This window comes from Pelomicrobium sp. G1, assembly GCF_051905455.1.
Lineage (GTDB): Bacteria > Pseudomonadota > Gammaproteobacteria > Burkholderiales > UBA6910 > Pelomicrobium.
In genome coordinates this window covers 58,089-83,096 of sequence record NZ_JBQACR010000012.1, presented here as the reverse complement: position 1 = coordinate 83,096, position 25,008 = coordinate 58,089, and the positions used below count along the sequence as shown (strand labels likewise).

Below are 25,008 nucleotides of genomic sequence, written 5' to 3'. Positions count from 1 at the left end.
TTCACGAAGAACGCCCCATGACGCCGCGCACGGTGTTTCACCTGGAAGTCAACCCGAAGATCCCGCGCCGACTCGCCCGGCTGGAAGAGCTGGCGAACAACCTGTGGTACAGCTGGGACCGGCCGACCCGCACCCTCTTCGCCCGGCTGCACCCGGGCCTGTGGGACGCGGTGGGCCACAACCCCAAGGCGTTCCTGAAGCGGATCGACGAGAAGCTCCTCACCCAGGCGGCGGAAGACCCGGTCTTTCTGGCCTATTACAACCACATTCTCTCCGCCTACGACTCCTACCATTCGGAGCTGGTGCGGCGGGACGGCCAGGCGCTCCTGGGTCCGGACGACCTGGTGGCCTATTTCTGCGCCGAGTTCGGCTTCCACGAGAGCTTCCCCATCTACTCCGGGGGCCTGGGCATTCTGGCGGGGGACCATTGCAAGACGGCGAGCGACATGCGCCTGCCCTTCATCGGGGTCGGATTGCTCTACCGCCAGGGCTATTTCCACCAGAGCTTGGACAGCGACGGCAACCAGCACGCCCAGTACACCGATTCCGACTTCGACGACCTGCCGGTGGCACCGGTCATCGGCCCGGACGGCAAGGAGCTCAGGGTGGCGGTGGAGCTGCCGGGCCGCAGCGTCTCGGTCAAGGTGTGGCAGGCCCGGGTGGGCCACGTGACCCTTTACCTCCTGGACACGGACCTGGAGGAGAACCGGCCCGACGACCGGGACATCTCCCACCGACTCTACGGCGGGGACCGCACCATGCGCCTGGAGCAGGAGCTGGTGCTGGGGGTGGGCGGCGTGCGGGCCCTGGCGGCCCTCGGGCTCAAACCGATTGTGTACCATGTCAACGAGGGCCATGCGGCTTTCCTGGTGCTGGAGCGGGTGCGCATGCTCATGAGCCAGGGGCTCGATTTCGCCGCCGCCCTGGAGGCGGTGGCAGTGTCCACCGTATTCACCACCCATACCCCCGTGCCGGCGGGGCACGACCACTTCAGCGACGAGATGATCCTCACCTACTTCGACTGGTATTTGAAGGAGGTGAAGATCCTGCCGGAAGAGCTGCTGGCCCTGGGCCGCACCCCCGGCAGTAGCGATTTCAACATGACGGCCCTGGCGGTGCGGGGCTCCCGCTTCCACAACGGCGTCTCCCGCATCCACGGGGAGGTTTCGGCGCGTATCCTCCAGGGCCTGTGGCCCCAGATCGAGCCGGAAGAAAACCCGATGGAGTCGATCACCAACGGGGTCCACGTGCCGACTTTCTTGTTCCAGGATTGGGCGGACGTGTTCGACAAGTTCCTGGGCAATGAATGGCGCAACCGGCTATGCGACGATTCTTTCTGGGCACGTATCGACGAGATTCCCGATCATCTCTTCTGGAGCACGCGCCAGTCGTTGAAATCCCAGATGCTCTACCTGGTGCGCCACCGGGTGAGGATCCAGCACTTCCGCAACCACGGTTCGGAGGCCCACCTGGAGCGGCTACTTAAGTACGCCGACCCCATTAACCCCCACGTGCTTACCATCGGCTTTGCCCGCCGCTTCGCCACCTACAAGCGAGCGCTACTCCTGTTCCAGGACCTGGAATGGCTCAAGCAGATCGTCTCCGACCCGGAGCGGCCGGTCCTGTTCATCTTCGCCGGCAAGGCGCACCCGGCGGATGAGCCGGGGCAGGCGTTGATCCGACGCGTGGCGGAGATTGCCCGCATGCCGGAGTTCGAGGGCAAGATTTTGCTGGTGGAGAACTACGACCTGCGGCTTGCCCGGCGCCTGGTCTCAGGCGTGGACGTGTGGCTCAACAACCCGATCTACCCCCAGGAGGCCTGCGGCACTTCCGGCATGAAGGCGGCGATCAACGGGGTGATCAACCTCTCGGTCACCGACGGTTGGTGGGGGGAAGGTTACGACGGCAAGAACGGCTGGGCCATCAAACCGGCGCCAGAAAGCATGGACCCGGCGCGCCGCGACCGGGAGGAATCTCGCACCCTGTACGAAATCCTGCAGGACCAGGTGCTGCCCCTCTACTACCAGCGCGGCAAGCAGGGCTACCCGGTGGAGTGGGTGAAGCTCGCCAAGCGCTCCATCGCCTCCATCCTGCCCCGCTTCAATTCCGTGCGCATGGTGGGCGAATACGTGCAGCGCTTCTATGCCCCGGCGGCGCGCCAAGGCGCCGCCTACGCCCAGAACCGGTTCGAGAGCGCCCGGGCGATCGCCGCCTGGAAGTCCCGGGTCCGGCGCGCCTGGCCCGGGGTCCGGCTGCAGCGGCTGGACACGGGGCCCAAGCGTATCCAGTTCGGCAGCCGTCTCACCTTCAAGGTGGTCATGTATCCGAACGGGCTCGAGCCCGACGACGTGGTGGTGGAGCTGCTGATCGGCCGCACCAGCAAGGCCGACCGGTTGTCCGAGTACGAACGCTTCCGCTTCCGGCCGGAGGGCGCGGCCGACGATCCGAATCAATACCTCTATACCCTGGACCTGGAGCCGAGCCTTTGCGGGAAGCTCAACTACATGATCCGCGCCTACCCCTGTCATCCCCTGCTCACCCACCCCCTGGAGATGGGGATGATGGTATGGCTGTGAGTGCGACGTCCGGGCAGACGGTGCCATTTTCCCGTCTCAGCCCTCCCGGACCAGGGCGCGATAGAGCCCCAGGTACTGCTGAGCGCTTCGGCGCCAGCTGAAATCCCGCGCCATCCCGGCGCGCTGGATGCGCCGCCAAGCGTCCGGGTCCCGCCACAGGGCGAGCCCCCGGTCGATGGCGCCGAGAAACGCCTCTTCCGCCATGACCTCGAAGGCGAAGCCGGTGGCGGTGCCGGCGGCGAGGGTGGCGGGGGTGGCATCGGTCACCGAGTCCTTGAGCCCGCCGGTGGCGTGGACCACCGGGGGCGTGCCGTAGCGCTGGCTATACATCTGGTTCAAGCCGCAGGGCTCGAAGCGGGAGGGCATCAGGAACAGATCGGCGCCGGCCTCGATCCGGTGAGCGAGAGGCTCGTCGTAGCCCAGGCGCACCGCGAGACAACGGGGAAAGCGCCGGGCGGCCTCGGCGAGGGCCTGTTCCAGCGCAGGATCGCCGCTCCCCAGGACGGCGAGCTGGGCGCCCCGCGCCGCCAGCCGGGGCGCGATGCGTGCTACCAGGTCCGCGCCTTTCTGGGTCGTGAGCCGGCTCACCACGCCGAGGAGCGGCGCATCGGCCTCTTCCGGCAGCCCCAGCGAGCGCTGCAGCGCCCGCTTGTTCTCGCCCTTGCGTTCCAGGCGCTCGGCCGAGTAGGGGGCGGCGATGAAGGGATCCCGGGACGGGTCCCAGACCTCCGTGTCGATGCCGTTCAAGATTCCCGTCAGGTGGTCGCGGCGCGCCCGGAGCAGCCCATGGAGGCCGAAGCCCAGGGGCTCCGACTGGATTTCCTGGGCGTAGGTGGGGCTCACCGTGGTGATGTGGTCGGCGTAGTAGAGCCCCGCCTTGAGGAAGGAGAGCTGCCCGTAGTATTCCACGCCATGGAGGGAAAAGGACTCGGGCGGCAGGCCCACCTGGGCCACCGTCTCGGCGGGGAAGATCCCCTGGAACGCCAGGTTGTGGACGGTCATCACGGTGGCGGCCCGACCGCTGCGGAAGTAGTGGAGATAAGCGGGAGCGAGCCCCGCCTGCCAGTCGTTGCCGTGGACCACGTGGGGGCGCCAGGCGAGGGGGCTGCGGCTCGATCCCAGGAGCGCCGCGATCCGCCCCAGCAGGGCGAAGCGCAGGGCGTTGTCGGGCCAGTCATTGCCGTCTGGCCCCAGGTAGGGACCGCCCTCCCGGCGGTAGAGTTCGGGGCAATCGATGATGAGGAGGGGGGCGGTGGCGTCCGAGCGGGCGGTGAGCAGCCGAGCCGGGGGAAACCCGGGCAGGTCTTTGACCTCCAGGATCACCCGCTTGTGGCTCGCGCCCTGGAGCACGGCCGGGTAGCCGGGCACCAGGACCCGGACGTCCACGTGAAGGGCCGCCAGGGCCTTGGGCAGGGCTCCGCTCACGTCGCCGAGACCCCCGGTCTTGACCAGGGGATGAATCTCCGGCGTCACGAACAGGACGCGCAGGGGACTGCGGGATGGCGGTGGCATGGGGAGGGCGGAGGCCATGTGTTATAGTGGCCCGGTATTGTAGCGCGGGCTTCCGGCGCCCCCGGCGCGGGAAGACGGTTCCAGCGCTTTTTTCTCCCCCTTTCCATGCAGGTTGGCGTCCTCGGGATCGATGCCTTGGCGGTGGCCGTGACGCGCCGGCTGGCCGCCCAGGGCGTGGCGGTGCGGATCTACGCCCGGAAGCAGGCGGCCCTCGACGCCCTGTGCCGGGATGGGACGATCGCCGTCTCCCGGGGGATAAAGGCCCTATGCCAGGGACTCGATCCCCCGCGCAACCTGTTCCTCTTCGGCTGCGATGCCCGCCTGCTCGCCGCTCTCGTCCGCCGGATCGAGCCGGGGGACTGTATCGCGGATTGCGTCGAGGGGGATCTGCGCGCCGCCGCGGAACGGGCCCGGCGCTTCAAGGCGCGGGGCGCCTTGGTCGCCGACCTGGGTCTGTTCACCGCGCCAGGAAGCGAAACCTACGGCTTCGGTCTGGCCATCGGGGGCGAGGCGGCCGCCTTCGAGCGCTTGAAGCCCCTGGCGGAGAAGCTGGCGGTGGACGGCGGGCCGCCCCCGGGCGGGTTCGGCGCGATCCATGCAGGACCCGCGGGCTCCGGCCACTTCCTGAAGGCGCTGCAGGAACTGCTCCTGGAAAGCGCGGCGGCGGGAAGCGCCGAGGCGCTCCGGCATCTCGTCCAGGCGCCCGCTTCCCTCGCTTCGCCCGAGCTCCTCGTCCGCGCCTGGGACGCGGGCAGACACGCGAACGTCCGCTTGGAGGCCCTATGTTGGTCATACGTGAACCTCGCGGGCGGCGACGCAGCACCTTCCTGCCCGGCGGTCAACCTGGCGCGGGCGACCCTCGCCAGCACCCAGGCGGCGGCGGGCTTCCTGGACCGGCTCCAGGCGCTGCTGCGGGGACGAGGGCTCGGCGCTTGAAGAGCCCCTTCTGCGGGGGCGACTATTCCAACTCGATCTCGCCTTCGAAGGTGACGTCCACCTGAAGGCCGTCCACCGTCAGGCGCATCTTGGCGGGAAAGGTCTCGTTGCCTTTCACCCGGCCCGCCGACAGCGCCTTCTCCACCGCGTGCTCGATTTCCCGCTGGGAGCGGATGCCCACCTTCTTGAGAAACTTGCGAATGCTCAGGTTCAGCGCTTCTTCGTTCATGACCTGTCACGTGGGTCGGTGAGGTAGCCCCTACAGATTACTCCAAAACGCTTGCCTCGACACCGTAACAAAGGTTCGAGAATCCGCCGGCAATTCTTTGCGCTTTGGTGCGTCTAATGAAGGCCGGGTTTTCGCTTTTCTCGTTGTTCCCGGCAACAGGATATGAATACGAATATGCGCCTCCGTTTCCGCGGAGGCGGTGGCTCTCGCGGGGCCAGGGCGCTCGGGGGTGCGCCCGAACGACCGCTCGAGCGTGGAGCGGAGACTTGGCCTTCCGCTCCCGCTTGCCTGCTTCTCTCGGCGCTGCCCCATCCGCCGGCCCGGCGGCGCCATCGCCGGCGCGTCGTCTGGGCGACGGCGGCTTTCGTCGCGGCGATGGCCGGGCTTGGGTTCTGGGAGCTGCAAACCTCCACCATCCAGGCGCAGCAGCTCTCCCGCTACGCCCAGGCGATCCGGTTCTGGGTGGAGCCGGGCGCGAATCCCTCGATCCGTTTCCCCGGGCCGGGACCTTTCGACCAGCGCATGGGCTACAGCCGCCTTCCGGCGTTCCTCGAGCGTCTTGAAGCCGAAGGCTTCGTTGTGGAGCGGCAAGCCCGCGCCTCTCCCACCCTGACTGCCCTGATGGACCTAGGGCTTTTTCCCATCTACCGAGAAAAAAACCAGACGGGCCTCAGGGTGTTGGACTGCCGGGGGCGGCCTCTCTACGCCTTCGATTTTCCTCAGCGGGTCTACCAGAACTTCGCCGAAGTGCCACCCCTGGTGGTGGCCGCGCTCCTCTTCATCGAGAACCGGGAGCTGCTCGACACCCGCTATCCCTATCGCAATCCGGCAGTGGAGTGGGACCGGCTGGCCAATGCGGTGCTCAGCCGGATGGTGCACCTGGTGGCCGAGGACTATCCTTCGCCGGGAGGAAGCACCCTGGCCACCCAGATGGAAAAGTACCGCCATTCCCCCGGCGGCCGGACCGATTCCGCCGAGGAGAAGGTGCGGCAGATGGTCTCCGCGTCGCTCCGGGCCTATCTCCACGGGAACGAGACCCTTACCGCTCGCCGGCAGATCGTGGTGGATTACCTGAACACGGTGCCCCTGGCGGCGGCGCCCGGCTTCGGCGAGGTAGTGGGCCTCGGCGACGGCCTGTGGGCCTGGTACGGGGAGGACTTCGACGCGGTGAACGCCCGGCTGCGCCAGGCGCCCCAGGGACCCGAGGAGCTCGAGGCCCAGGCCCGGGCGTTTCGCCAGGTCTTGAGCCTGCTCATCGCCCAGCGGCGTCCCTCCGAGCTGCTCAACGGGGGGCGGGAGCGACTGGATTCCCTCACCGACAGTTACTTGCGGCTGATGGCGAAGGAGGGGGTGGTCGAGGGCGCCTTGGCCCGGACCGCCCTGCGGATTCGGGTGGTGCCCCGGGCCTCCGCACCCCTGGCGTCGCCGGGCTCCTTCCTCGAGCGCAAGGGGGCGGACGCGGCGCGGGTCAAGACGGCCCGGCTCCTGGGGGTGGCGAGCCTCTACGAGCTGGATCGCCTGGACCTCACCGTGGAAACGCCGCTCGAGGGTTCGCTGCAAAATGAAGTCTCGGAGGCGCTGCGCCGGCTTGCCGATCCCCGCTACGCTCGGGAAGCCGGCTTGCTGGAGCCTAAGCTCCTCGCCCGGGGAGACCCGTCCCAGGTGATCTACAGCTTTACCCTCGTGGAGCGGGCAGCCGGTGCCAACCGGGTGCGGGTCCAGGCCGACAGCATCGATCAGCCCTTCGACGTGAACGAGGGGGCGAAGCTGGACCTGGGCTCCACCGCCAAGCTGCGCACCCTGGTGACCTATCTGGAGCTGATCGCCGAGCTCCACGCCCGCTACGGAGCGCTCCCGCCGGAAGCGTTGCGTAAGGTCGAAGCGAGCCCCCGGGATCCCCTGACCCGCTGGGCTCTGGATTACCTGGGAAAGGCTCAGGACCGGAGCCTTCCCGCCATGCTGGAGGCGGCCCTGGACCGGCGTTACTCCGCGAGCCCCCACGAGACCTTCTTCACCGGAGGAGGGCTCCACCGCTTCGAGAACTTCCGACCCGAGGATGACGTTCGGGTGGTAAGCGTGGGAGAGGCGTTCCGCGACTCCATCAACCTGCCCTTCGTGCGCCTGATGCGGGACATCGTGCACCACGTTATGTTCCGGGAGCCCGGCTCCACCGCCCGGGTTCTGGAGGATCCCACCCATCCGGCTCGAGCCCAGTATCTCTTCCGGTTCGCCGACCGGGAGGGGCGGGAGTTCGTGCGCCGCTTCTACGCCAAGTACCGGGGCAAGTCGCCGGAGGAGATGCTGGCTCTCCTCGCCCAGGGGGTGCGGCCGGCGCCGGCGCGGCTCGCGGCCGCCTTCCGCGCCGTGGCTCCCGAGGCCGGGCTCGAGGCGCTGGAAGCGTTCCTGGCGGCGCACCTGCCCGCCGGGCGGGCCTTCGATGCAGCCGCGCTGTACCAAGCCTACGCGCCCGGCCGCTATGACCTGGCGGACCAGGGTTTCCTCGCCGGGGTGCATCCCCTGGAGCTGTGGGTGGTGGAGTTCCTGCGCCGCCACCCCGGGGCGAGCCTCGGCGTGACGGTGGAAGCGAGCCGGGAGGCGCGCCAGGCGGTGTACCAGTGGCTCTTCCGCACGCGGCACAAGGATGCCCAGGACCGGCGGATCTGGAGCCTGATGGAAGTGGAGGCGTTCATGGAGATCCACCAGCGCTGGCGGCGGCTGGGTTATCCCTTCGATGCTCTGGTGCCTTCCTACGCTACTGCCATCGGCAGCTCCGCCGACCGCCCGGCCGCGCTGGCGGAGTTGATGGGCATCCTCGTCAACGAGGGCGTGCGGCTGTCCACGGTGCGCCTGGAAGCGCTGTACTTCGCCCGGGCTACCCCTTTCGAGACCCGCAGCGCGTTCCAAGCCCCAGCCGGCGAGCGGGTATTGCCCGCGGAGGTGGCGGCGGCGGTGCGGCGCGCCCTGGAAGACGTGGTGGCCCGGGGCACGGGGCGGCGGCTCCCTGCCGCGTTGACCCTCGCGGACGGTTCAGTGGCGGCCCTGGGGGGCAAGACCGGCACCGGCGACCATCGCTTCGAGGTCTACGCCGCTGGAGGCCAGCTCGTGGAGTCCCGGGTCATGGGCCGGGCCGCCACCTTCGTCTTTCTGATCGGGGACCGTTACTTCGGCACGGTGAGCGCCTACGTGCCCGGGGAAAAAGCCAAGGACTACCGGTTCACCAGCGCCTTGCCGGTGCAGGTGTTGAAAGGCCTCCTGCCGGTACTGGAGCGGCATCTGGGGGCGACGTGCCCGGCCGCGCCGGCGCGCCTTCTGGCCGACACCTCCGCCGCGGCACTCACACCCCCCGGGAGCGGGCGTAATCGATGAGCCCGCGGGTGGAGGCGTCGTGGGCGGCTGTCGGCCCCGCGGGCCCTTCCAGCTCGGGAAGGATGGATTTGGCGAGCTGCTTGCCCAGCTCCACGCCCCACTGGTCGAAGGGGTTGATGTGGAGGATGACACTCTCCACGAACACCTTGTGCTCGTAGAGGGCGAGGAGCGCGCCCAGGGCGTAGGGGGTGAGCTTCTCGTAGACCAAGGTGGTGCTGGGGCGGTTGCCGGGGAACACCTGGTAGGGGAGCAGCCGCTCCAGGGCTTCTCCCCCCATCCCCTTCGCTTCCAGCTCGGCGCGGGCCTCGGCCTCGGTCTTGCCACGCATGAGGGCCTCGGTCTGGGCGAAGCAATGGGCGATGAGCATGCGCTGGTGGGCGGCGAGGGGATGGTGGGCCTTCAGCCCCACCAGGAAGTCCGCCGAGACGAGCTGGGTGCCTTGGTGCAGGAGCTGGAAGAAGGCGTGCTGGCCGTTGGTGCCTGGCTCGCCCCAGAGGACCACGCCGGTCTGATAGTCCACCGTCCGCCCGTCCCGGTCCACCTGCTTGCCCAGGCTCTCCATTTCCAGTTGCTGCAAATAGGCGGGAAGCCGGGCCAGGTGCTGGTCGTAGGGAAGCACCGCGTGAGAGCGTACACCGAGGAAGTTGGCGTACCACACCGCCAGCAGCCCTAGGATCACCGGCGCGTTTTTTTCCAAGGGCGCTTCGGCGAAGTGCCGGTCCATGGCCCGGGCGCCCGCTAAGAGCTCCGCAAAGCGGTCGAAGCCCACGGCAATGCACAGGGGAAGCCCGATGGCGGACCAGAGGGAATAGCGCCCCCCCACCCAATCCCAGAACTCGAACATGTTGTGGGGCGCGATACCGAACTTCTGCACCTCCTCTCCATTGGTGGACACGGCGACGAAATGGCGCGGCACTGCGGAGCCGGTGCGCAGCCCCTGGAGCAGCCATTCCCGGGCCGAACGGGCGTTGGCCAAGGTCTCCTGGGTGGTGAAGGTCTTAGAGGCTACGATGAAGAGCGTGGTCTCAGGATCGAGCCCGGCGAGGGTGTCGGTCAGATGGCTGCCGTCCACGTTGGAGACGAAGCGTACCCGAAGCTCGGGGCTGCCGTAAGGGCGCAAGGCCTCGGTGGCCATGGCCGGGCCCAGGTCCGAGCCGCCGATGCCGATGTTGACCACGTCGGTGAAGGGCTTGCCCGTGATGCCGCGCAGGTTCCCGCTGCGCACCGCGTCGGAGAAGCGCCGCATGTGCTCCAGCACCCGCTGCACGTCGGGCAACACATCACGACCCTGGAAATGGACGGGCCGATCGGCCCGCAGCGCGGTGTGGAGCGCGGCCCGCTGCTCGGTGTGGTTGACCAGGTCGCCTCCGAGCAGCCGCTCGATCCAGCGGGGAAGCTCCGCCTGACGGGCGAGCTGGACGAGTAGGGCCAGGGTTTCCTCGGTGATCCGGTTCTTGGAATAGTCGATCAGCAATCCCGTCGCCTCCAGGGAAAAGCGATCGAAGCGCCGAGGATCGGCGGCGAAAAGCTCGCGCAGGTGGCGGCCTTCCAGGCAGGCGTGGTGGGCCGCCAGCGCTTTCCAGGCGGGGGAATCGGTCAAACGGCTCATGGGGCCAGAAATGGGGCTGGAAAGGATGCTTCGATTTTAACCGGCATCCGGCGACCCCCCAACCGCTTCCCCGAAAACGAAAAGCCCCGGACGAACCGGGGCTAGGCAATGCAGAAGGAAAACGACTTACGCTTTGGCGGCCTTTTTCTTGGCGGCGCTGACGGCGGCGGCAGCCGTGTTCACGTTGGCTTCCGCCAGCTCGGCTACTTGCTTGGCGGCCTTGGAGAAGCTGTCGTAGGCGCTGTTGGCGGCGGCGACCCCCGACTTGATGAAGGAGACGGCTGCCTCGGAGCCTGCGGGACCCGACAGGGATACCTTCTCGATTTGCTCGATCAGGGCCTGGCCGAAGGCGCTGACCCGCCCTTCCACCGCTTTGGCCGCGGCCGCCTGAGTCTCGGCGGCGATCTCGTAGACGTTTCTGAGATAGCTCAGCACCTTTTCCGCCTGGGGCTCGACGGTGGCCGGTTGCAACGCCAGGAGCTCTTGCAGGCTTTTCGCTTCCAGGGCGGTTCGGGCGGTGCGGGCGGTTTCGTTCAACGCTTCCCGGGCGGCCGCCAGGTTAAGCTGGGCGAGCTTCTCGGTGCCGTCCAGGGCGACCTGGGAAATTTCCACTGCGGCGGCCAGATTCGCTTGTTGGAAAGCGATGAAGGGTTCATGGGTGGCGTACATGGGTTGCTCCTTGGAGGTTAAGGGGTGAGAGGAGAGGGGAGGTGTTGCTGCAATGCAATAAAGCTACATTCTATAGGAAATTCAATCGGTGTCAACTTGTCTAGGCTACTTTGATCAACCTGGAACATTGTAACGCACAAAAAAGGCAGGAGGATGAAAGAAATCCTTCGAATGGAACCCGTAGGCTCTAGGCCAACCCCAAAATCACCGGGCTGGGATGGCCAAAATGACCCATAGGAGCTGGGTGCCCGGTCCTGTTGGCCCGCGGAAGGACCCGCTGAGCCGTAAAGCGAAAAAAGAGAAAGGGATGGGCGGGACGCTCAACCCTTGCATCACGGCGGGGCGACTCGTCCAGAAGACGAGCCGCGCCCCGGGGGATCAGAGCCGCTCGTAGACAGCGGCGATGCCCTGGCCTCCGCCGATGCACATGGTCACCAGGGCGTACTTGCCCTGGATGCGTTGCAGCTCGTACAGGGCCTTCACCGTGAGGATCGCGCCCGTGGCGCCGATGGGGTGTCCCAAGGCCACCGCGCCGCCGTTCGGGTTGGTCCTGGCCGGATCCAGCTCCAGCTCCTTCGCCACCGCGCAGGCCTGGGCGGCGAAGGCCTCGTTGGATTCGATCACGTCCATGTCGGCGAGCTTGAGCCCGGCCCGCTCCAAGGCTTTCTTCACCGCCGGCACCGGACCGATGCCCATGTACTTGGGATCGACGCCGGCGTGGCCGTAGGACACCAGGCGCGCCATGGGCTTCAAGCCCTTCTTCTCCGCGTACTTCGCCTCCGCCAGCACCACCGCCGCCGCGCCGTCGTTGATGCCGGAGGCGTTGCCCGCCGTGACCGTGCCGTCCTTCTGGAACACGGGCTTGAGCTTGGAGAGGCCTTCGGGATTCACGTCCCGGCGCACGTGCTCGTCCGTGTCGAAGACCACCGTTCCCTTCTTGCTCTTGATCTCGATGGGGACGATCTGCTCCTTGAAGTAGCCCTTGTCGATGGCGTTGGCCGCCCGCTTGTGGCTCTCGACGGCGAAGGCGTCCTGCCGTTCCCGGCTGATGCCCCACTTGGCGGCCACGTTTTCCGCCGTGATGCCCATGTGCACCGTGTCGAAGGGGTCGGTGAGCGCCCCCACCATCATGTCGATGGCCTGGGTGGCGTTCATGCGCGCCCCCCAGCGCAGGGCGGGCATCAGGTAGCCGCCCCGGCTCATGGACTCCGCGCCACCGCCCACGGCCACGTCCGCATCCCCCAGTAAGATGGTCTGGGCCGCGGACACGATGGCCTGGAGGCCACTGCCGCACAGCCGGTTGAGGGTGAGGGCGGGCGTCTCATGGGGCAGCCCCCCGTTGATACACACCACCCGGGAAAGGTACATGTCCTTCGCTTCCCCGTGGATCACGCTGCCGAACACCAGGTGGCCCACCTCTTTCCCGTCCACCTGGGCGCGCTTGACCGCTTCGCGCACTACCGTGGCGCCCAGTTCGGTGGGGGGGATGTCTTTGAGGCTGCCGCCGTAGTCGCCGATGGCGGTGCGGACTCCGCTGAGCACAACGACTTCTCGTGAAGTGGCCATGGACGTTCTCCTTTGGGATGGTCAGGGCTCAAAGCGCGTTTCTCCGCGCTGTTTGGGGTAGGAATGGAAAAGCCAGTTTACGCCTCTCCCCCATGCCCTGTCGAGAAGAATGATGCGCCACAACAATAATAGATATGCGATTGTTTTAATGAATTTTTTTGTGGTTTTTCGTTCCCCTTCAGCCGCGCATCACCAGCCACACGCCCGTGACGGCGAGCCCCATGCCCATCACCGCTGTGGAACCCAGCGTCTCGCCGAAAGCGAGCCAGGCGAGCACCGCGGTCACAGGGGGCGTGAGATAGAAGAGGCTCGTCACTCGGGCCGCTTCGCCCCGGCGCAGCATGAGGTACAGGAGGCTGATGGCCCCCAGGGAAAGCACCAATACAAGCCAGCCCAGGGCGAACAGGAATTCGCCGCTCCACACGATGGCACGGGACTCCAGCCACCAGGCGAAGGGGGCGAGCACCAGGGCGGAGGCCACGAACTGGATGAGGCTCCCGGCCGCCAGGTCCGCGGCCCCACCGTGACGCTTCTGGTAGAGGGTGCCTGCCGTGATGCTGGCAAGGGCCAGCGCGGCCCAGGCGAAGGCGGCCGGCGGCGCGCCTTCCCAGCGGAGCTTGTCCCATACCACCAGGGCCACGCCGGCCAGCCCCAGGGCGAAGCCCAGCCATTGGCGCGGGGTGACCCGCTCGCCCAGGAGCCGCGGCGCCGCGACGGCGGTGGCGAGGGGCTGCAAGCCCACGATCAGGGCAACCACCCCGGCGGGCAGTCCCTGGTGGATGGCGGAGAACACTCCGCCCAGGTATCCGGCGTGGAGCAGCACGCCGGCCGTGGCCACGTGGGCGAACTCCCGGGGGTTGCGCGGCCAGCGATGGCCTAGCCCCAGGGCGAGGGGAGCGAGCAGGGCGACGGCGAGGGCGAAACGCAGGATGAGGAAGGTCAGGGGCTCGGCGTAGGGCAGGCCCAGCTTGGCGCCGATGAACCCGGTGCTCCACAGTAGGACGAAGAGCCCCGGCGCCGTCCGGACCAGCATCTCCCCGGTCGCCGGGGACGGGCGCCCGGCGGCCGGCGGCGATTCCCGCGGGCTCATGCCGCTCTCCCGAGCGGCTCAATGCCGCGTGGCGCCCGGGGCGGTCATTACCGCCGCGGCGAAAAGCTGCTCCGCGTCCACTGCGTCGAAGCCATAGCGGCGGTTGCAGAACTCGCAACGGACCTCCACCATGCCCTGCTCGGCGACGATCGAGCGCACCTCATCGCGGCCCAGCATGCGCAGCATGGCCTCCACCCGCTCCCGGGAGCAGGAACAGCCGAAACAGACGGGCCTCGTCTCGAACACGCGCACGTCCTCTTCGTGGAACAGGCGCCGCAGCAGCTCCCGGGGGGCGCAGGCTAGGAGCTCGCTCCGAGTGAGGGTGGCCCCCAGGGTGACGGCCCGATTCCACAGGTCGTGATCGGAAGACGAGGTGCCGGGAAGCTGCTGCAGCAGCATGCCCACGGCCCGCTCCTCCCCTGCGGCCAGCCACAAGCGGGTGTCGAGCTGTTCCGAGCGCAGCATGTAGTGCTCGAGCACGGCGGCCACGCTCTCGCCCGCGAGATCGACGATGCCCTGATAGGTGCGGCGGCCCTCCCGGGGATCGAGGGTGATGGCGAACCTGCCGGGCCCCACCAGCTCGGAGAGGGGCCCTTCCCGCAGGTCGTCCTTCCAGTGGGCGAGGCCCCGCAAGGCCAGCTCGCTGGTGCACTCCACCACCAGCAGGGGGATCGGACCGTCCCCCTGCATCTGCATGATCATGGAGCCGGAGTACTTCAGGGTGGCGGAGAGGAGGGCCGCCGCCGCCATGGTTTCCCCCAGCACGTCCCGCACTGGGCGGGGGTAACCCCGGTTTTCCAGCACCGCCCGCCAGGTGGCGTCGAGGGCCACCAGCCCGCCGCGCACGGCGGCATGCTCGAACAGAAAGGGCTGGAGAACGTCGTGCTGGTTCATGGAAGACGGCTCGGGCATCGCGCACGCGTCGCGTTGACTCGGCGCTCGTCTCCGTGATTGACTTGTCGCCGAAGCATGCACGTCATTATAACCCACGGCGATGCCGGCCTTGCCGGCATCGCGGCCGCGGCGGAAAGGAGGAAGAATGGGCGCGAGTCAGATCCAGAACGGCATGTCCGGCGCGAGCCGCGCCGACGCTTCTACTCGCTTCATCAGCCTGCTTACCAAGAATACCCTGGCCCTCATCCTGGCCGGAGGGCGGGGCTCGCGGCTTAAGCACCTGACCGACTGGCGGGCGAAGCCCGCCGTGCCCTTCGGAGGGAAGTTCCGCATCATCGATTTTCCCCTGTCGAACTGCGTCAATTCCGGCATCCGCCGCATCGGCGTGGTCACCCAGTACAAGGCCCAGAGCCTCATCACCCACATCCAGCGGGGTTGGAGCTTTCTCGGCGGCCAGCTCGGCGAGTTCGTGGAGGTCATGCCCGCCCAGCAGCGCGTCCAGGAAAGCTGGTACCAGGGCACCGCGGACGCGGTGTTCCAGAACCTCGACATCCTGCGCTCCTACGAGCCCCAGTACGTCCTGGTCCTGGCGGGGGACCACGTGTACAAGATGGACTACGGGCGGCTGCTCGCCCACCACGTGTCCAACGCCGCCGACTGCACCGTGGGCTGCGTGGAGGTGCCCCGGGAGGAGGCGAGGGCCTTCGGCGTGATGGCGGTCGACGAAAACCTGCGCATCACCGAGTTCCAGGAAAAACCCGGCGATCCCAAGCCCATTCCCGGCAAGCCGGACCTGGCGCTCGCCAGCATGGGCATCTACGTCTTCAATGCTCCGTTCTTGTACGAGCAGCTCATCCGGGATGCTGACGAGCCACGCTCGGAGCACGACTTCGGCCGCGACGTCATTCCCTACCTGATCCGGCGCTATCGGGTGTTCGCCCACCGGCTGCAGGACAGTTGCGTGAACATGGTGGAGGACGTTCCCTACTGGCGCGACGTGGGCACGGTGGACGCCTACTGGGAAGCGAACCTGGACCTCACCACGGTAAAGCCCCAGCTCAACCTGTACGACAAGCAATGGCCCATCTGGACCTACCAGGAGCAACTGCCGCCGGCCAAGTTCGTGTTCGACGAGGAGGGGCGCCGGGGCGCGGCGGTGGATTCCATGGTCTCGGGCGGCTGCGTGATCAGCGGCTCCACCGTGCGGCGCTCCCTTCTGTTCTCCGACGTGCGGGTCAATTCCTACTGCACCATCGAGGACGCGGTGATCCTGCCCAACGTGCAGATCGGCCGCCGGGCAGTGCTCAAGAAGGTGATCGTGGACAGCCGCTGCATCATCCCCGAGGGGCTGCAGGTGGGCGTCGACCCGGAGGAGGACCGCAGGCGCTTCTACGTGACGGAGAAGGGGGTGACCCTGATCACCCCGGAGATGCTGGGCCAGCGGGTGCACCAGGTGCGCTGATGCCAGACCCTTCCCGCAAGCTGGAGCTGGTGCTCCTGTGGCACATGCATCAGCCCGATTACCGCGACCACCGCACGGGGGAGTTCACCCTGCCCTGGGTGTACCTCCACGCCCTCAAGGATTACGCCGACATGGCCCATCACCTGGAGCGGCACCCAGGGGTGAAGGCGGTGGTCAATTTCGTACCGGTGCTCTTGGACCAGTTGGAGGATTACGCCGAGCAATTTCGCACGGGAACCGTGCGTGATCCCCTGCTGCAGCTCCTCTGGGCCCCGGACCTGGAGCGCCTGCCGGCGCCGGCCCGGCGCTTTATCCTGGACGCCTGCTTCCGCAGCAACCACCACACCATGGTGGAGCCCTTCCCGCCGTATAAGCGGCTCCACGAACTGTACCGGCAGCTAGCCGCCCAGGGAGAAGCGGCCCTCGCGTACCTGTCCGGGCAGTACCTGGCGGACTTGCTCACCTGGTACCACCTCGCCTGGACTGGCGAGAGCGTGCGGCGCAGACACGAGCTAGTGCAGCGCTTGATGGCCCAGGGAGGGGGCTACAGCTGCGACGACCGCCGCGCCCTTTTCCGCCTGGTGGGAGAGGTGGTGGCGGAGATCGTCCCGCGCTACCGGCGGCTGGCGGCCTCCGGGCAGATCGAGCTTTCCACTACGCCCCACTACCATCCCCTCGCGCCCCTGCTCATCGATTTCCGCAGCGCCCGGGAGGCGCTGCCCGAGGTGCAGCTGCCCCAGGCGGTCGGCTACCCTGGGGGGCGCACCCGGGTCGAATGGCATCTGGATTCGGCCCTGGAGAGCCATGCCCGTCGTTTCGGGGAGTCCCCTGCGGGGGTATGGCCGGCGGAGGGGGCCGTGTCCCAGCCCCTGCTCGAGCTCCTGGCGGGCCGCGGAGTGCGCTGGACCGCGAGCGGGCAGGCGGTGCTCGCCAACACCCTGCGCCGGGGCGCCGGCGGCCAGCCCCTCTCCGATCGCATCCATTGGCTCTACCGTCCGTACCTGCACCACGGTCCGGCGGGCGAAATCGTCTGTTTTTTTCGCGACGACCAGCTCTCCGACCTGATCGGCTTCGAGTACAAGACTTGGTTCGGGCGGGACGCGGCCAACGACTTCCTCTCCCGGCTGGAGGACATCCGGCGGCGTTTCCCCGAAGGAGGTAACCCCCTGGTAAGCGTGATCCTGGACGGGGAGAACGCCTGGGAGTACTACCCTTACAACGGCTACTTCTTCCTCGAAGATCTGTACGGGCTGCTCGAGCGCCACCCCTGCATCTCTACCACCACCTACCGGGACATCCTGGCGAAGACGAAGGCGGCGCCGCCGCTGCCGCCGGTGGTGGCGGGGAGCTGGGTCTACGGCACGTTTTCCACCTGGATCGGGGAGCCGGCCAAGAATCGGGCCTGGGACCTGCTCGCCGCGGCCAAGCAGCACTTCGACCTGGTGATGGAGAGCGGGCGCCTCGCGCCCGAGGAAGCTCAAGCCGCGCACCAGCAACTGGCCGATTGCGAAAGCTCGGATTGGTTCTGGTGGCTGGGAGACGACAACCCGGAACACGCCGTGGCGAGCTTCGAGCAGCGCTTCCGCGCCAAGCTGGGCAACCTCTACCGCTTGCTCAAGCTGCCCCCGCCCGCGGCGCTGTCGACCCCCTTGAGCCACGGCCACGGCGAGCCCGAGGCGGGCGGGACCATGCGGCGCGCCTCTTGAGGCAAGATCAGGGGGAGGCCGCCAGGCGTCGCGCCCCCTTTGCCGACTCGGGCGGCTTTTTCTTGTAAAGCACCCACAGCTCGTTCTTGTCCCGGGGGCGGTTACCGTCCCAGACTTTTTCCCACTCCCCGGCAGGTTCAGTCCACTGGCGGGGATCGCCTTGCACGAGAAGCCAGGTACACGATCCTTCGGTGCCGGTAGGGACGGGCCGGGTCACGATGCCAGCGAAATATTCCAGCATGGCGCGTTGCGCCTTGCCGAGATTGAGGCTGTCGAGGCAGGGCGGATTCACCGGAAGCGCGGTGCGGAGCGAAGCGACCACCGCGCGATAGGTCTTGGCGTGATCGATGTAGCCGACGAGCAGGGACATCATCAAGCACCACACCAGAGTGAGGCCGCCGCACCACGCCAGCAGCGGGCGCTCCGCGTTCTTTCTCAGCGCGGCGAGCAGCCCGACCCACGCCAGGGTGTAGGCGAGCCCCACCAGGAAGGGCACCAGACGGAAACCGAAGTTGTAACCCGGGCGCATGCGATCCAGGTGCCGGAACAGGCGCTCGGGCACTTCCAGCGCCAGGGGCACCCAATAAAACCACGCCACCAGCGCCAGCACGCTGAAGCCGAGCACGGCGAACCAGTACAGGGAATTGGCCGCGCCCCGGCGCAGGGTGTAGATGCCGGCGCTGGCGAGGAGGGCCAGGGGAATCAGCAGCGGCAGGCCTTCCACGTCCCGGGCGCTGGTGGAAAGGCTGGCGCCCACGAGCATTACCAGGAAGGCCACGGCGGGCAGGTGCACGCCGGGATGCCGGAACCCACCCCGTCCCTCGTGCCACAGGGCCCAGACGGCCAGGGGCAGGGCTGGCCAGGCGAACCAGGGCAGGGCCCGCACGTAGAACGAGGCGCTTTCCAGCGTGAGGGACGCCAGTCCCGGAACACGCCCCAGGTCGGCGGCGAGCCAGGCGGAGAAGAGCGCTGGCGAGTGGCGGTACAGAAGGTAGGGCCACGCGATGAGCCAGGGCGCGGCGAAGGCGAGCCCCAGCGCCAGGCAGATGGCCACGTTGCGGGTTCGCCACAGAGGCGAAGCGGCGGCCGCGCACGCCACCACGGCCGCGCTCAGCAGGGGCACCAAGAGCCCCTCCGACATGAAGGCCACGCCGATGCCGGTACCGAAAAGAGCGCCCCCGGCGCCCGGACGCCGCAGCCCCGTCGCTAGCCCGCAGAACGCTACCGCGGCTCCGGCGAGCAGGGCCACGTCGGCGATGATCTGGTGGCCGCGGATGATGAGACCGAAGCAGCCCAGCAGGGAGAGGGCGCTCACCCATCCGTAGCCGCGCCCATAGAACTCCCGCCCGGTGAGCCCGACGAACAAGAACGTGAGGGCCATGAAGAAGCCGGTAGCGAGCCGGGCACCGTCGTGCAGGGGCAGCAGAGGGGAGAAGAGCCGGGCGAAGGCGGCCGCCACCGCGTAGTACAGGGGGGGCTTTTCCAGCACCGGCTCTCCCGCCAGCGTGGGCACCAGCCATTCGCCGGTGCGGATCATGTGGTACACGATGCCGAAGTTTTCCGCCTCGTCGGGCTTCCATGGGTCGTGGCCCAGCAGGCCTGGAAAGATCCACGCCGCGATCACCAGGGCGAAGAGCCACCCAGGATGGGGCGGCTCCTGGACCTTCGCGTACGGCGAGTGGGGGGGGCGGAAGGGCGTCAGGGCCAAGGCGCTCATCCTCGGCGTGGACCCCGGCGCCGGAAGGAGCGCGGGCGGCTTAGCGAATCGTGGGGCGGGCTGGATCCATCGGGGAGCCGCGGATGCCAAGACGGGCGGGGGAAAAGAACGGCCGACGCGGTTGAACCGGAGCGGAGCGGGGCCTCGGGCATGGGGCATATTTTAGCCGCATATCTTCCCGTTGCACCGCTTCGCGCCCGAGGCGGACAGGCAGGACGGCTTTCCTGGGCCCGGCCCGGGCGGGGGAAAGAAGCGGTGCGCGGTCGACGGAACGCCGTGGAGGCGCGAACGCCACCATCGAACGTTCCGCTGGAGCGCTCGAAGAGGAAGTGTTAGCCCGGGCGAATCCGGGCGGAAAACGGCGGGGGCTTAAGTATGAGCCGCGCGCTTGTTGCCGTATTTCTGGCGGAACCTCTCCACCCGCCCGGCGGTGTCCACGATCTTCTGGGTGCCGGTGTAGAACGGGTGGCACGCGGAGCACACCTCCACGTGTAGGTCCCGTCCCAGGGTGGAGCGGGTCTTGAAGGTGTTGCCGCAACTGCAGGTGACCGTGATCTCGGTGTATTTGGGGTGGATCTTTTCTTTCATGGCGCATTCCTTGCCGCACGAACGCCCGGCCGCAGGCGCCCAGAAAAACGCACATTATCTCCTACAAGCCCTTTGCGGACAAGGGCGTGCTCAGGCGAGGCGGCGGATCATCGCCTGGGCGAACTCCGCGGTGGAGGCGCGGCCGCCCAGGTCCCGGGTACGGACGCCGTCCTCGATCATGGTCGCTTCTAAGGCGCGTTTCAAGCGCGACGCCAGGTCGTCGCGGCCCACGTGCTCCAGCATCATGGCGGCAGCCAGCATCTGCGCCACAGGATTAGCGATCCCCTGGCCGGCGATGTCCGGGGCGGAGCCGTGTACGGCTTCGAAGATGGCCGCGTCGCGCCCGATGTTCGCCCCCGGCGCGAGCCCCAGGCCGCCCACCAGGCCGGCGATCAGGTCGGAAAGGATATCCCCGAACAGGTTAGTGGTGAGAATCACGTCGAAGCGCTCGGGATCCAATACCAGTTGCATGGCGCAGGCGTCGATGATACGGTCTTCGACCTGGATCCGGCCTTCGTACTTCGCGCCCACCTCCCGCACCGTCTCCAGGAACAGGCCCGTGAGTGCCTTGAGGATGTTGGCCTTGTGCACGATGGTGAGCTTGCGGCGGCCGTGCTTCAGCGCGTAGTCGAAGGCGAACTGCGCCACGCGCCGGCAGCCCTCCCGGGTGATGATCCCGGAGGAGACGGCCGCGGCCCGCGGGTCGTCGCCCATCGGGATGTAGTGCTCGAAGCCCACGTAGAAGCCTTCGGTGTTCTCCCGCACCAGCACGATGTCCACGCCCTCGTAGCGGCCGCCGGGAAGGAGCGTGCGGGCCGGGCGCACGTTGGCGTAAAGCTGGAACTCCTTGCGCAGTTGCACGTTGACCGAGCGGTAGCCGCCCCCCACCGGCGTCGTGAGCGGTCCCTTCAGGGCGAGCCGGGTGCGGCGGATGCTCTCCAGCGTCTCGGCCGGAAGCGGGTCCCCATGGCCCTCTACCGCCGCCATGCCGGCGAGGCGCCTTTCCCATAGGAAGGGGGCGCCCAGGGCGTCCAGGACCAGGAGCGTGGCGTCGGTGATCTCGGGGCCGATGCCGTCGCCGGGGATCAGGGTGGCGGGGATGCGGTCCATTCCCACGGGTTAAGGGCCTTTCACGGTCGGGGATCTAAGATCTATTGTACTTGACTTGTGGGGTGACCGTGGCGTAGGTCTCGAGGGCGCCGGCCGGCGCCGCCGCCGCGGGCGGCCCAGGCAATCGCCAAAACGCTGCTTTTCTCACACCTAGGCATCATCGTAGGGGCGTCTTCGTGAAATATCCGGGCTAGAAATGTTCGCTTCCATCTTTTCCCTGCTCTTCGGCACCGGCCTCCTGCTGGTCGGCATCGGCTTTTTCTTCACGCTGCTCGGGGTTCGCGCCGGCGTCGAGGGATTTTCCGATGCGGTGACCGGGGCCATGATGTCGTCCTATTTCCTGGGGTTCGTCGCCGGCAGCTATCTGTGCCCGCCGCTCATCCGCAGCGTCGGGCACGTGCGGGCCTTCGCCGCCATGGCGTCCGTCGCCTCCACCATGGCCGTGCTGCACGCCCTCAGCGTGGACCCCGTCACCTGGAGTCTGTTCCGGGCGATCACCGGAGCCTGCATGGTGGGCCTGTACATGGTGATCGAGAGCTGGCTCAACGCGCTCGCCACCAACAAGACGCGGGGCCGCCTGTTTGGCAGCTACATGACCGTCACCCTGGTCACCATGGCCCTCGGCCAGTACCTGCTCCTGGTGGGGGACGTGCGCACCTTCGTCCCCTTCGGCGTCGTTTCCGTCATTCTTTCCTTGGCCCTCGTGCCCATCGTGATGACCAAGGTCCAGGAGCCCAAGCCCGTGGTGACCCCGGTGATCCACCCGGCATCCCTGTTCCGCCGGGTACCCCTCGGCCCGACCGGCGCCCTCGCCTCGGGCCTGCTCAACGGAGCCTTCTGGGGCATGGGCGCCGTGTACGCCTACCGGATCGGTTTTTCCGAGACGGGCGTGGCCGCCTTCGTAAGCACCGCCGTGCTAGGCGGCGCGCTCCTGCAGTTTCCCATCGGGCGCTTCTCCGACAAGCACGACCGGCGGGCAGTGCTTACCGTGGTGAGCGTCCTCGGCGCCGTTCTGGCGTTAGCCGTCTTCACCCTCGCCTACCTATCCCACGCCGCGCTGATCGCCTGCGCTTTTCTCTACGGGGGACTCGCCTTCACCGTATACGGCCTGAGCGTCGCTCACGTGAACGATTTCATGCGGACGGAGGACACGCTGGAAGCCAGCCGGGCGCTGCTGCTCCTGCACGGCATCGGCGCGGTGATCGGGCCGGCCCTGGCGGGCTACCTGATGGACGCCCTCGGTGCGGGAAGCCTGTTCGTCTATTTCGCCGTGGTGCTGCTCCTCCTCGGCGCCTTCGGCTATGCTGAAAGCCGGAGGCCGGCGCCGGAAGGCGTCGCGCCGACCACCTTCATCCCCATGGGCGAGAGCTCGACCGAGGCCCTGGAGATGGATCCGCGCACGGAAGCCGCTCCCGCATCCGGGACGCCGGATTAGGCGCAACGGACTTCGGGCCACGAAGGGCGGCGTTTGTCGGCCGCCGAAGGGAGCAAGCCCGGCTCAGCCGCGGCCGAAGACCTCGAGGCCTGACCTAACCGCGTCTCATCGAATCGAAGAAGTCCGCATTGTTCTTGGTGGCGCGGATTTTATCGAGTAGGAATTCCATTGCCTCGAGGTCGTCCATCGGATAGAGCAGCTTCCTCAGCACCCAGATCTTCTGCAGGATGTCCTGCTTGATCAGGAGCTCTTCGCGACGCGTGCCCGAGCGGTTCACGTTGATCGCCGGGTAGATGCGCTTCTCGTGCATGCGCCGGTCGAGGTGGATCTCCATGTTGCCGGTGCCCTTGAACTCTTCGTAGATCACGTCATCCATGCGGGAGCCGGTGTCGATGAGCGCCGTGGCGATGATGGTGAGGCTGCCGCCCTCCTCGACATTGCGCGCCGCGCCGAAGAAGCGCTTGGGCCGCTGCAGGGCGTTGGAATCCACGCCGCCGGTGAGCACCTTGCCGGAAGCCGGCACCACCGTGTTGTAGGCGCGCGCGAGCCGGGTGATGGAGTCGAGCAGGATCACCACGTCCTTCTTATGCTCCACCAGCCGCTTCGCCTTCTCGATCACCATCTCCGCCACCTGCACGTGGCGCGTGGCCGGCTCGTCGAAAGTGGAGGACACTACCTCGCCCTTCACCGAGCGCTGCATCTCGGTCACCTCCTCGGGCCGCTCGTCGATCAGCAGCACGATCAGGATGACTTCCGGGTAGTTGGCCGTGATGGAGTGGGCGATGTGCTGCAGCATCACCGTCTTGCCGGCCTTGGGCGGCGAGACGATCAGCCCCCGCTGGCCCTTGCCGATGGGGGCGATGATGTCGATGATGCGGCCGGTGATGTTCTCCTCGGCCTTGATGTCCCGTTCGAGCCGCAGCATCTCGGTAGGATGCAGCGGCGTCAGGTTCTCGAACAAGATCTTGTTCTTCGCGTTCTCCGGCGGCTCCCCGTTCACCTTGTCCACTTTCACCAGGGCGAAGTAGCGCTCGCCGTCCTTCGGCGTGCGGATCTCCCCCTCGATGGTGTCGCCGGTGTGGAGGTTGAAGCGCCGGATCTGGCTCGGGCTCACGTAGATGTCGTCGGGGCCGGCCAGGTAGGACATGTCGGGAGAGCGCAGGAAGCCGAACCCGTCCGGCAGGACCTCCAGCGTACCGCTGCCGTAGATGCTTTCGCCCTTGCGGGCCTGGTTCTTGAGCAGGGCGAAAATCAGGTCCTGCTTGCGCAGTCGATTGGCGCCCTCGATCTCGTTAGCGGTCGCCATCTCGACCAGTTCGGTCACTGGTAGACTTTTCAGATCGGACAAATGCATGTAGAACGACCCCGGAAAAACAAGGGAAGGAGAGGATGGGAGGATGCTGCGCCTGGAACCGGTCCGGGTCTTTTCGAATCAAGCTTTTAACTCGGACCGGGAGCCAAGGCTACTCGTATTAAAGGTGGCTGTCAATAAAGGCCGTCAACTGGGATTTGGACAAAGCGCCGACCTTGGTGGCCTCCACGTTTCCGTTCTTGAACAGCATGAGGGTAGGAATGCCGCGGATTCCGTACCGGGGCGGCGTGGACTGGTTCTCGTCGATGTTGAGCTTGGCGACCTTGAGCCGGCCGGCGTACTCCCGGGCCACCTCGTCCAGGATGGGGGCGATCACCTTGCACGGGCCGCACCATTCGGCCCAGTAGTCCACCAGCACCGGGATGTCGGATTTCAAGACCTCCGTCTCGAAGGAATCGTCGGTTACGTAACGTATGTGCTCGCTCATCAGGCCGCTCGGTATTGGATCCAGGGAATTCAAGAGTCGGCAGGACGCCGGATGCAGTGCGTCTCTATCCTAGCCCAAAATCCCCCGGGTTGAGAAGGCTGGCGCGGGGAAGCCCGCCCGCTTTTTGATATGCGTCAAGATTGGGACGGAGCCGCGGCTTTTCAAGGGTCCCGGGAGGATGTCCGCCGGGCCTTTCCTGCTAAAATGAAAATTTGCCTTTTGCGCATGGAAGCCTCCAAGGACCGCCTATGACCTACGTCGTCACCGAAGCGTGTATCAAGTGCAAGTACACCGACTGCGTGGACGTCTGCCCAGTGGATTGTTTCCGGGAGGGCCCCAACTTCCTGGTGATCGATCCCGACGAGTGCATCGATTGCACGCTGTGCGTGCCGGAGTGCCCGGTGGAGGCGATTTATGCCGAGGACGACGTGCCCGAGGACCAGCGGGATTTCATCGCGCTGAACGCCGAGCTGGCGAAGGTCTGGAAGCCGATCATCGAGAAAAAGGATCCGCCGGCGGACGCCGACGAGTGGGCCAAGGTCAAGGACAAGCGAGACCTGCTCGAGCGCTGAGAGGGTGGCCCCCGGAGGGTCGGCGTCTTTCCGCGCTCCGGGGTCGCATCCCTGACAGGGCCCCTGCTCCGCCCTGCGCGCGGATACGCCTCCGCGTGGGCCAAGGTCAAGGACAAGCGAGACCTGCTCGAGCGCTGAGAGGGTGGCCCCCGGAGGGTCGGCGTCTTTCCGC

The 25,008-nt window shown here is 67.2% G+C and carries 19 protein-coding genes; 7 read left to right on the top strand and 12 right to left on the bottom strand.

The features are described 5' to 3' along the window. Positions 1-17: 17 nt before the first annotated feature. Entirely contained in the window at positions 18-2,576 is a 2,559-nt protein-coding gene (gene glgP, locus ACTFO6_RS12590) for an alpha-glucan family phosphorylase (protein ID WP_439934796.1), read from the top strand. A gap of 36 nt (positions 2,577-2,612) precedes the next feature. Here glgP and glgA read toward each other — a convergent pair whose 3' ends face one another. Further along, complete coding sequence (gene glgA / locus ACTFO6_RS12585; protein ID WP_439934795.1) at positions 2,613-4,088, bottom strand: glycogen synthase GlgA; 1,476 nt, start codon at positions 4,086-4,088, stop codon at positions 2,613-2,615. Between the two features lie 105 nt (positions 4,089-4,193). Between glgA and ACTFO6_RS12580 the strand changes: the two genes are divergently transcribed. After that, entirely contained in the window at positions 4,194-5,024 is an 831-nt protein-coding gene (locus tag ACTFO6_RS12580) for an NAD(P)-binding domain-containing protein (RefSeq protein WP_439934794.1), read from the top strand. Positions 5,025-5,046: 22 nt separating this feature from the next. Here the strand turns inward: ACTFO6_RS12580 and ACTFO6_RS12575 are convergent, their stop codons facing one another. After that, positions 5,047-5,253 carry a DUF6494 family protein gene (locus ACTFO6_RS12575; RefSeq protein ID WP_439934793.1) on the bottom strand — a complete coding sequence of 69 codons (207 nt, stop codon included), beginning with the start codon at positions 5,251-5,253 and terminating at the stop codon, positions 5,047-5,049. Positions 5,254-5,628: 375 nt separating this feature from the next. Here ACTFO6_RS12575 and ACTFO6_RS12570 point away from each other — a divergent pair, with 375 nt between their 5' ends. Further along, positions 5,629-8,619 (top strand): transglycosylase domain-containing protein, encoded by a 2,991-nt coding sequence (locus ACTFO6_RS12570; protein WP_439934792.1) that lies wholly within the window; start codon positions 5,629-5,631, stop codon positions 8,617-8,619. On the opposite strand, the gene pgi is transcribed toward ACTFO6_RS12570, so the two are convergent. The 5 genes from pgi to hslO all read right to left on the bottom strand — a co-directional run bounded on the left by pgi (position 8,588) and on the right by hslO (position 14,447). Further along, positions 8,588-10,228 (bottom strand): glucose-6-phosphate isomerase, encoded by a 1,641-nt coding sequence (pgi, locus tag ACTFO6_RS12565; RefSeq protein WP_439934791.1) that lies wholly within the window; start codon positions 10,226-10,228, stop codon positions 8,588-8,590. The genes ACTFO6_RS12570 and pgi overlap by 32 nt on opposite strands. A 126-nt stretch (positions 10,229-10,354) precedes the next feature. Then, complete coding sequence (locus ACTFO6_RS12560) at positions 10,355-10,897, bottom strand: phasin family protein (RefSeq protein WP_439934790.1); 543 nt, start codon at positions 10,895-10,897, stop codon at positions 10,355-10,357. Between the two features lie 378 nt (positions 10,898-11,275). Next, positions 11,276-12,463: an acetyl-CoA C-acyltransferase family protein gene (locus ACTFO6_RS12555; RefSeq protein ID WP_439934789.1), complete on the bottom strand. Its 1,188-nt coding sequence runs from the start codon at positions 12,461-12,463 to the stop codon at positions 11,276-11,278. A 178-nt stretch (positions 12,464-12,641) separates the two neighbouring features. Next, positions 12,642-13,553, bottom strand: coding sequence for a DMT family transporter (locus tag ACTFO6_RS12550; protein ID WP_439934788.1), 912 nt, complete (start codon positions 13,551-13,553; stop codon positions 12,642-12,644). Between the two features lie 18 nt (positions 13,554-13,571). Next, positions 13,572-14,447, bottom strand: coding sequence for an Hsp33 family molecular chaperone HslO (hslO, locus tag ACTFO6_RS12545; protein ID WP_439934787.1), 876 nt, complete (start codon positions 14,445-14,447; stop codon positions 13,572-13,574). Between the two features lie 145 nt (positions 14,448-14,592). On the opposite strand from hslO, the gene glgC reads away from it, so the two are divergent. Together glgC and ACTFO6_RS12535 are read left to right on the top strand one after the other, a co-directional pair. Continuing rightward, positions 14,593-15,909: a glucose-1-phosphate adenylyltransferase gene (glgC, locus tag ACTFO6_RS12540; RefSeq protein ID WP_439934786.1), complete on the top strand. Its 1,317-nt coding sequence runs from the start codon at positions 14,593-14,595 to the stop codon at positions 15,907-15,909. Continuing rightward, the gene (locus ACTFO6_RS12535) at positions 15,909-17,615 is read left to right on the top strand and encodes a glycoside hydrolase (protein WP_439934785.1); all 1,707 of its coding nucleotides are present in this window, start codon (positions 15,909-15,911) and stop codon (positions 17,613-17,615) included. The genes glgC and ACTFO6_RS12535 overlap by 1 nt, the downstream gene beginning before the upstream one ends. Positions 17,616-17,622: 7 nt before the next feature. On the opposite strand, the gene ACTFO6_RS12530 is transcribed toward ACTFO6_RS12535, so the two are convergent. From ACTFO6_RS12530 to ACTFO6_RS12520, 3 genes are all read right to left on the bottom strand, one after another. Continuing rightward, on the bottom strand, positions 17,623-19,323 hold the full coding sequence (locus ACTFO6_RS12530; protein ID WP_439934784.1) for an ArnT family glycosyltransferase: 1,701 nt from the start codon (positions 19,321-19,323) through the stop codon (positions 17,623-17,625). A 378-nt stretch (positions 19,324-19,701) separates the two neighbouring features. Beyond that, positions 19,702-19,920, bottom strand: a complete 219-nt coding sequence (gene rpmE, locus ACTFO6_RS12525) for a 50S ribosomal protein L31 (protein ID WP_333842887.1) — start codon at positions 19,918-19,920, stop codon at positions 19,702-19,704. A gap of 90 nt (positions 19,921-20,010) precedes the next feature. After that, positions 20,011-21,030, bottom strand: coding sequence for an isocitrate/isopropylmalate dehydrogenase family protein (locus ACTFO6_RS12520; protein WP_439934783.1), 1,020 nt, complete (start codon positions 21,028-21,030; stop codon positions 20,011-20,013). 196 nt (positions 21,031-21,226) lie between these two features. Here ACTFO6_RS12520 and ACTFO6_RS12515 point away from each other — a divergent pair, with 196 nt between their 5' ends. Next, the gene (locus tag ACTFO6_RS12515) at positions 21,227-22,465 is read left to right on the top strand and encodes an MFS transporter (protein WP_439934782.1); all 1,239 of its coding nucleotides are present in this window, start codon (positions 21,227-21,229) and stop codon (positions 22,463-22,465) included. A 94-nt stretch (positions 22,466-22,559) separates the two neighbouring features. Here ACTFO6_RS12515 and rho read toward each other — a convergent pair whose 3' ends face one another. Beyond that, positions 22,560-23,819, bottom strand: coding sequence for a transcription termination factor Rho (gene rho, locus ACTFO6_RS12510; RefSeq protein WP_147800839.1), 1,260 nt, complete (start codon positions 23,817-23,819; stop codon positions 22,560-22,562). Between the two features lie 118 nt (positions 23,820-23,937). Further along, a complete protein-coding gene (gene trxA / locus ACTFO6_RS12505; protein ID WP_439934781.1) occupies positions 23,938-24,264 on the bottom strand; it encodes a thioredoxin TrxA in 327 nt (108 codons plus the stop codon). A gap of 248 nt (positions 24,265-24,512) precedes the next feature. On the opposite strand from trxA, the gene fdxA reads away from it, so the two are divergent. Then, positions 24,513-24,836, top strand: a complete 324-nt coding sequence (gene fdxA, locus ACTFO6_RS12500; RefSeq protein WP_439934780.1) for a ferredoxin FdxA — start codon at positions 24,513-24,515, stop codon at positions 24,834-24,836. Positions 24,837-25,008: the final 172 nt, after the last annotated feature.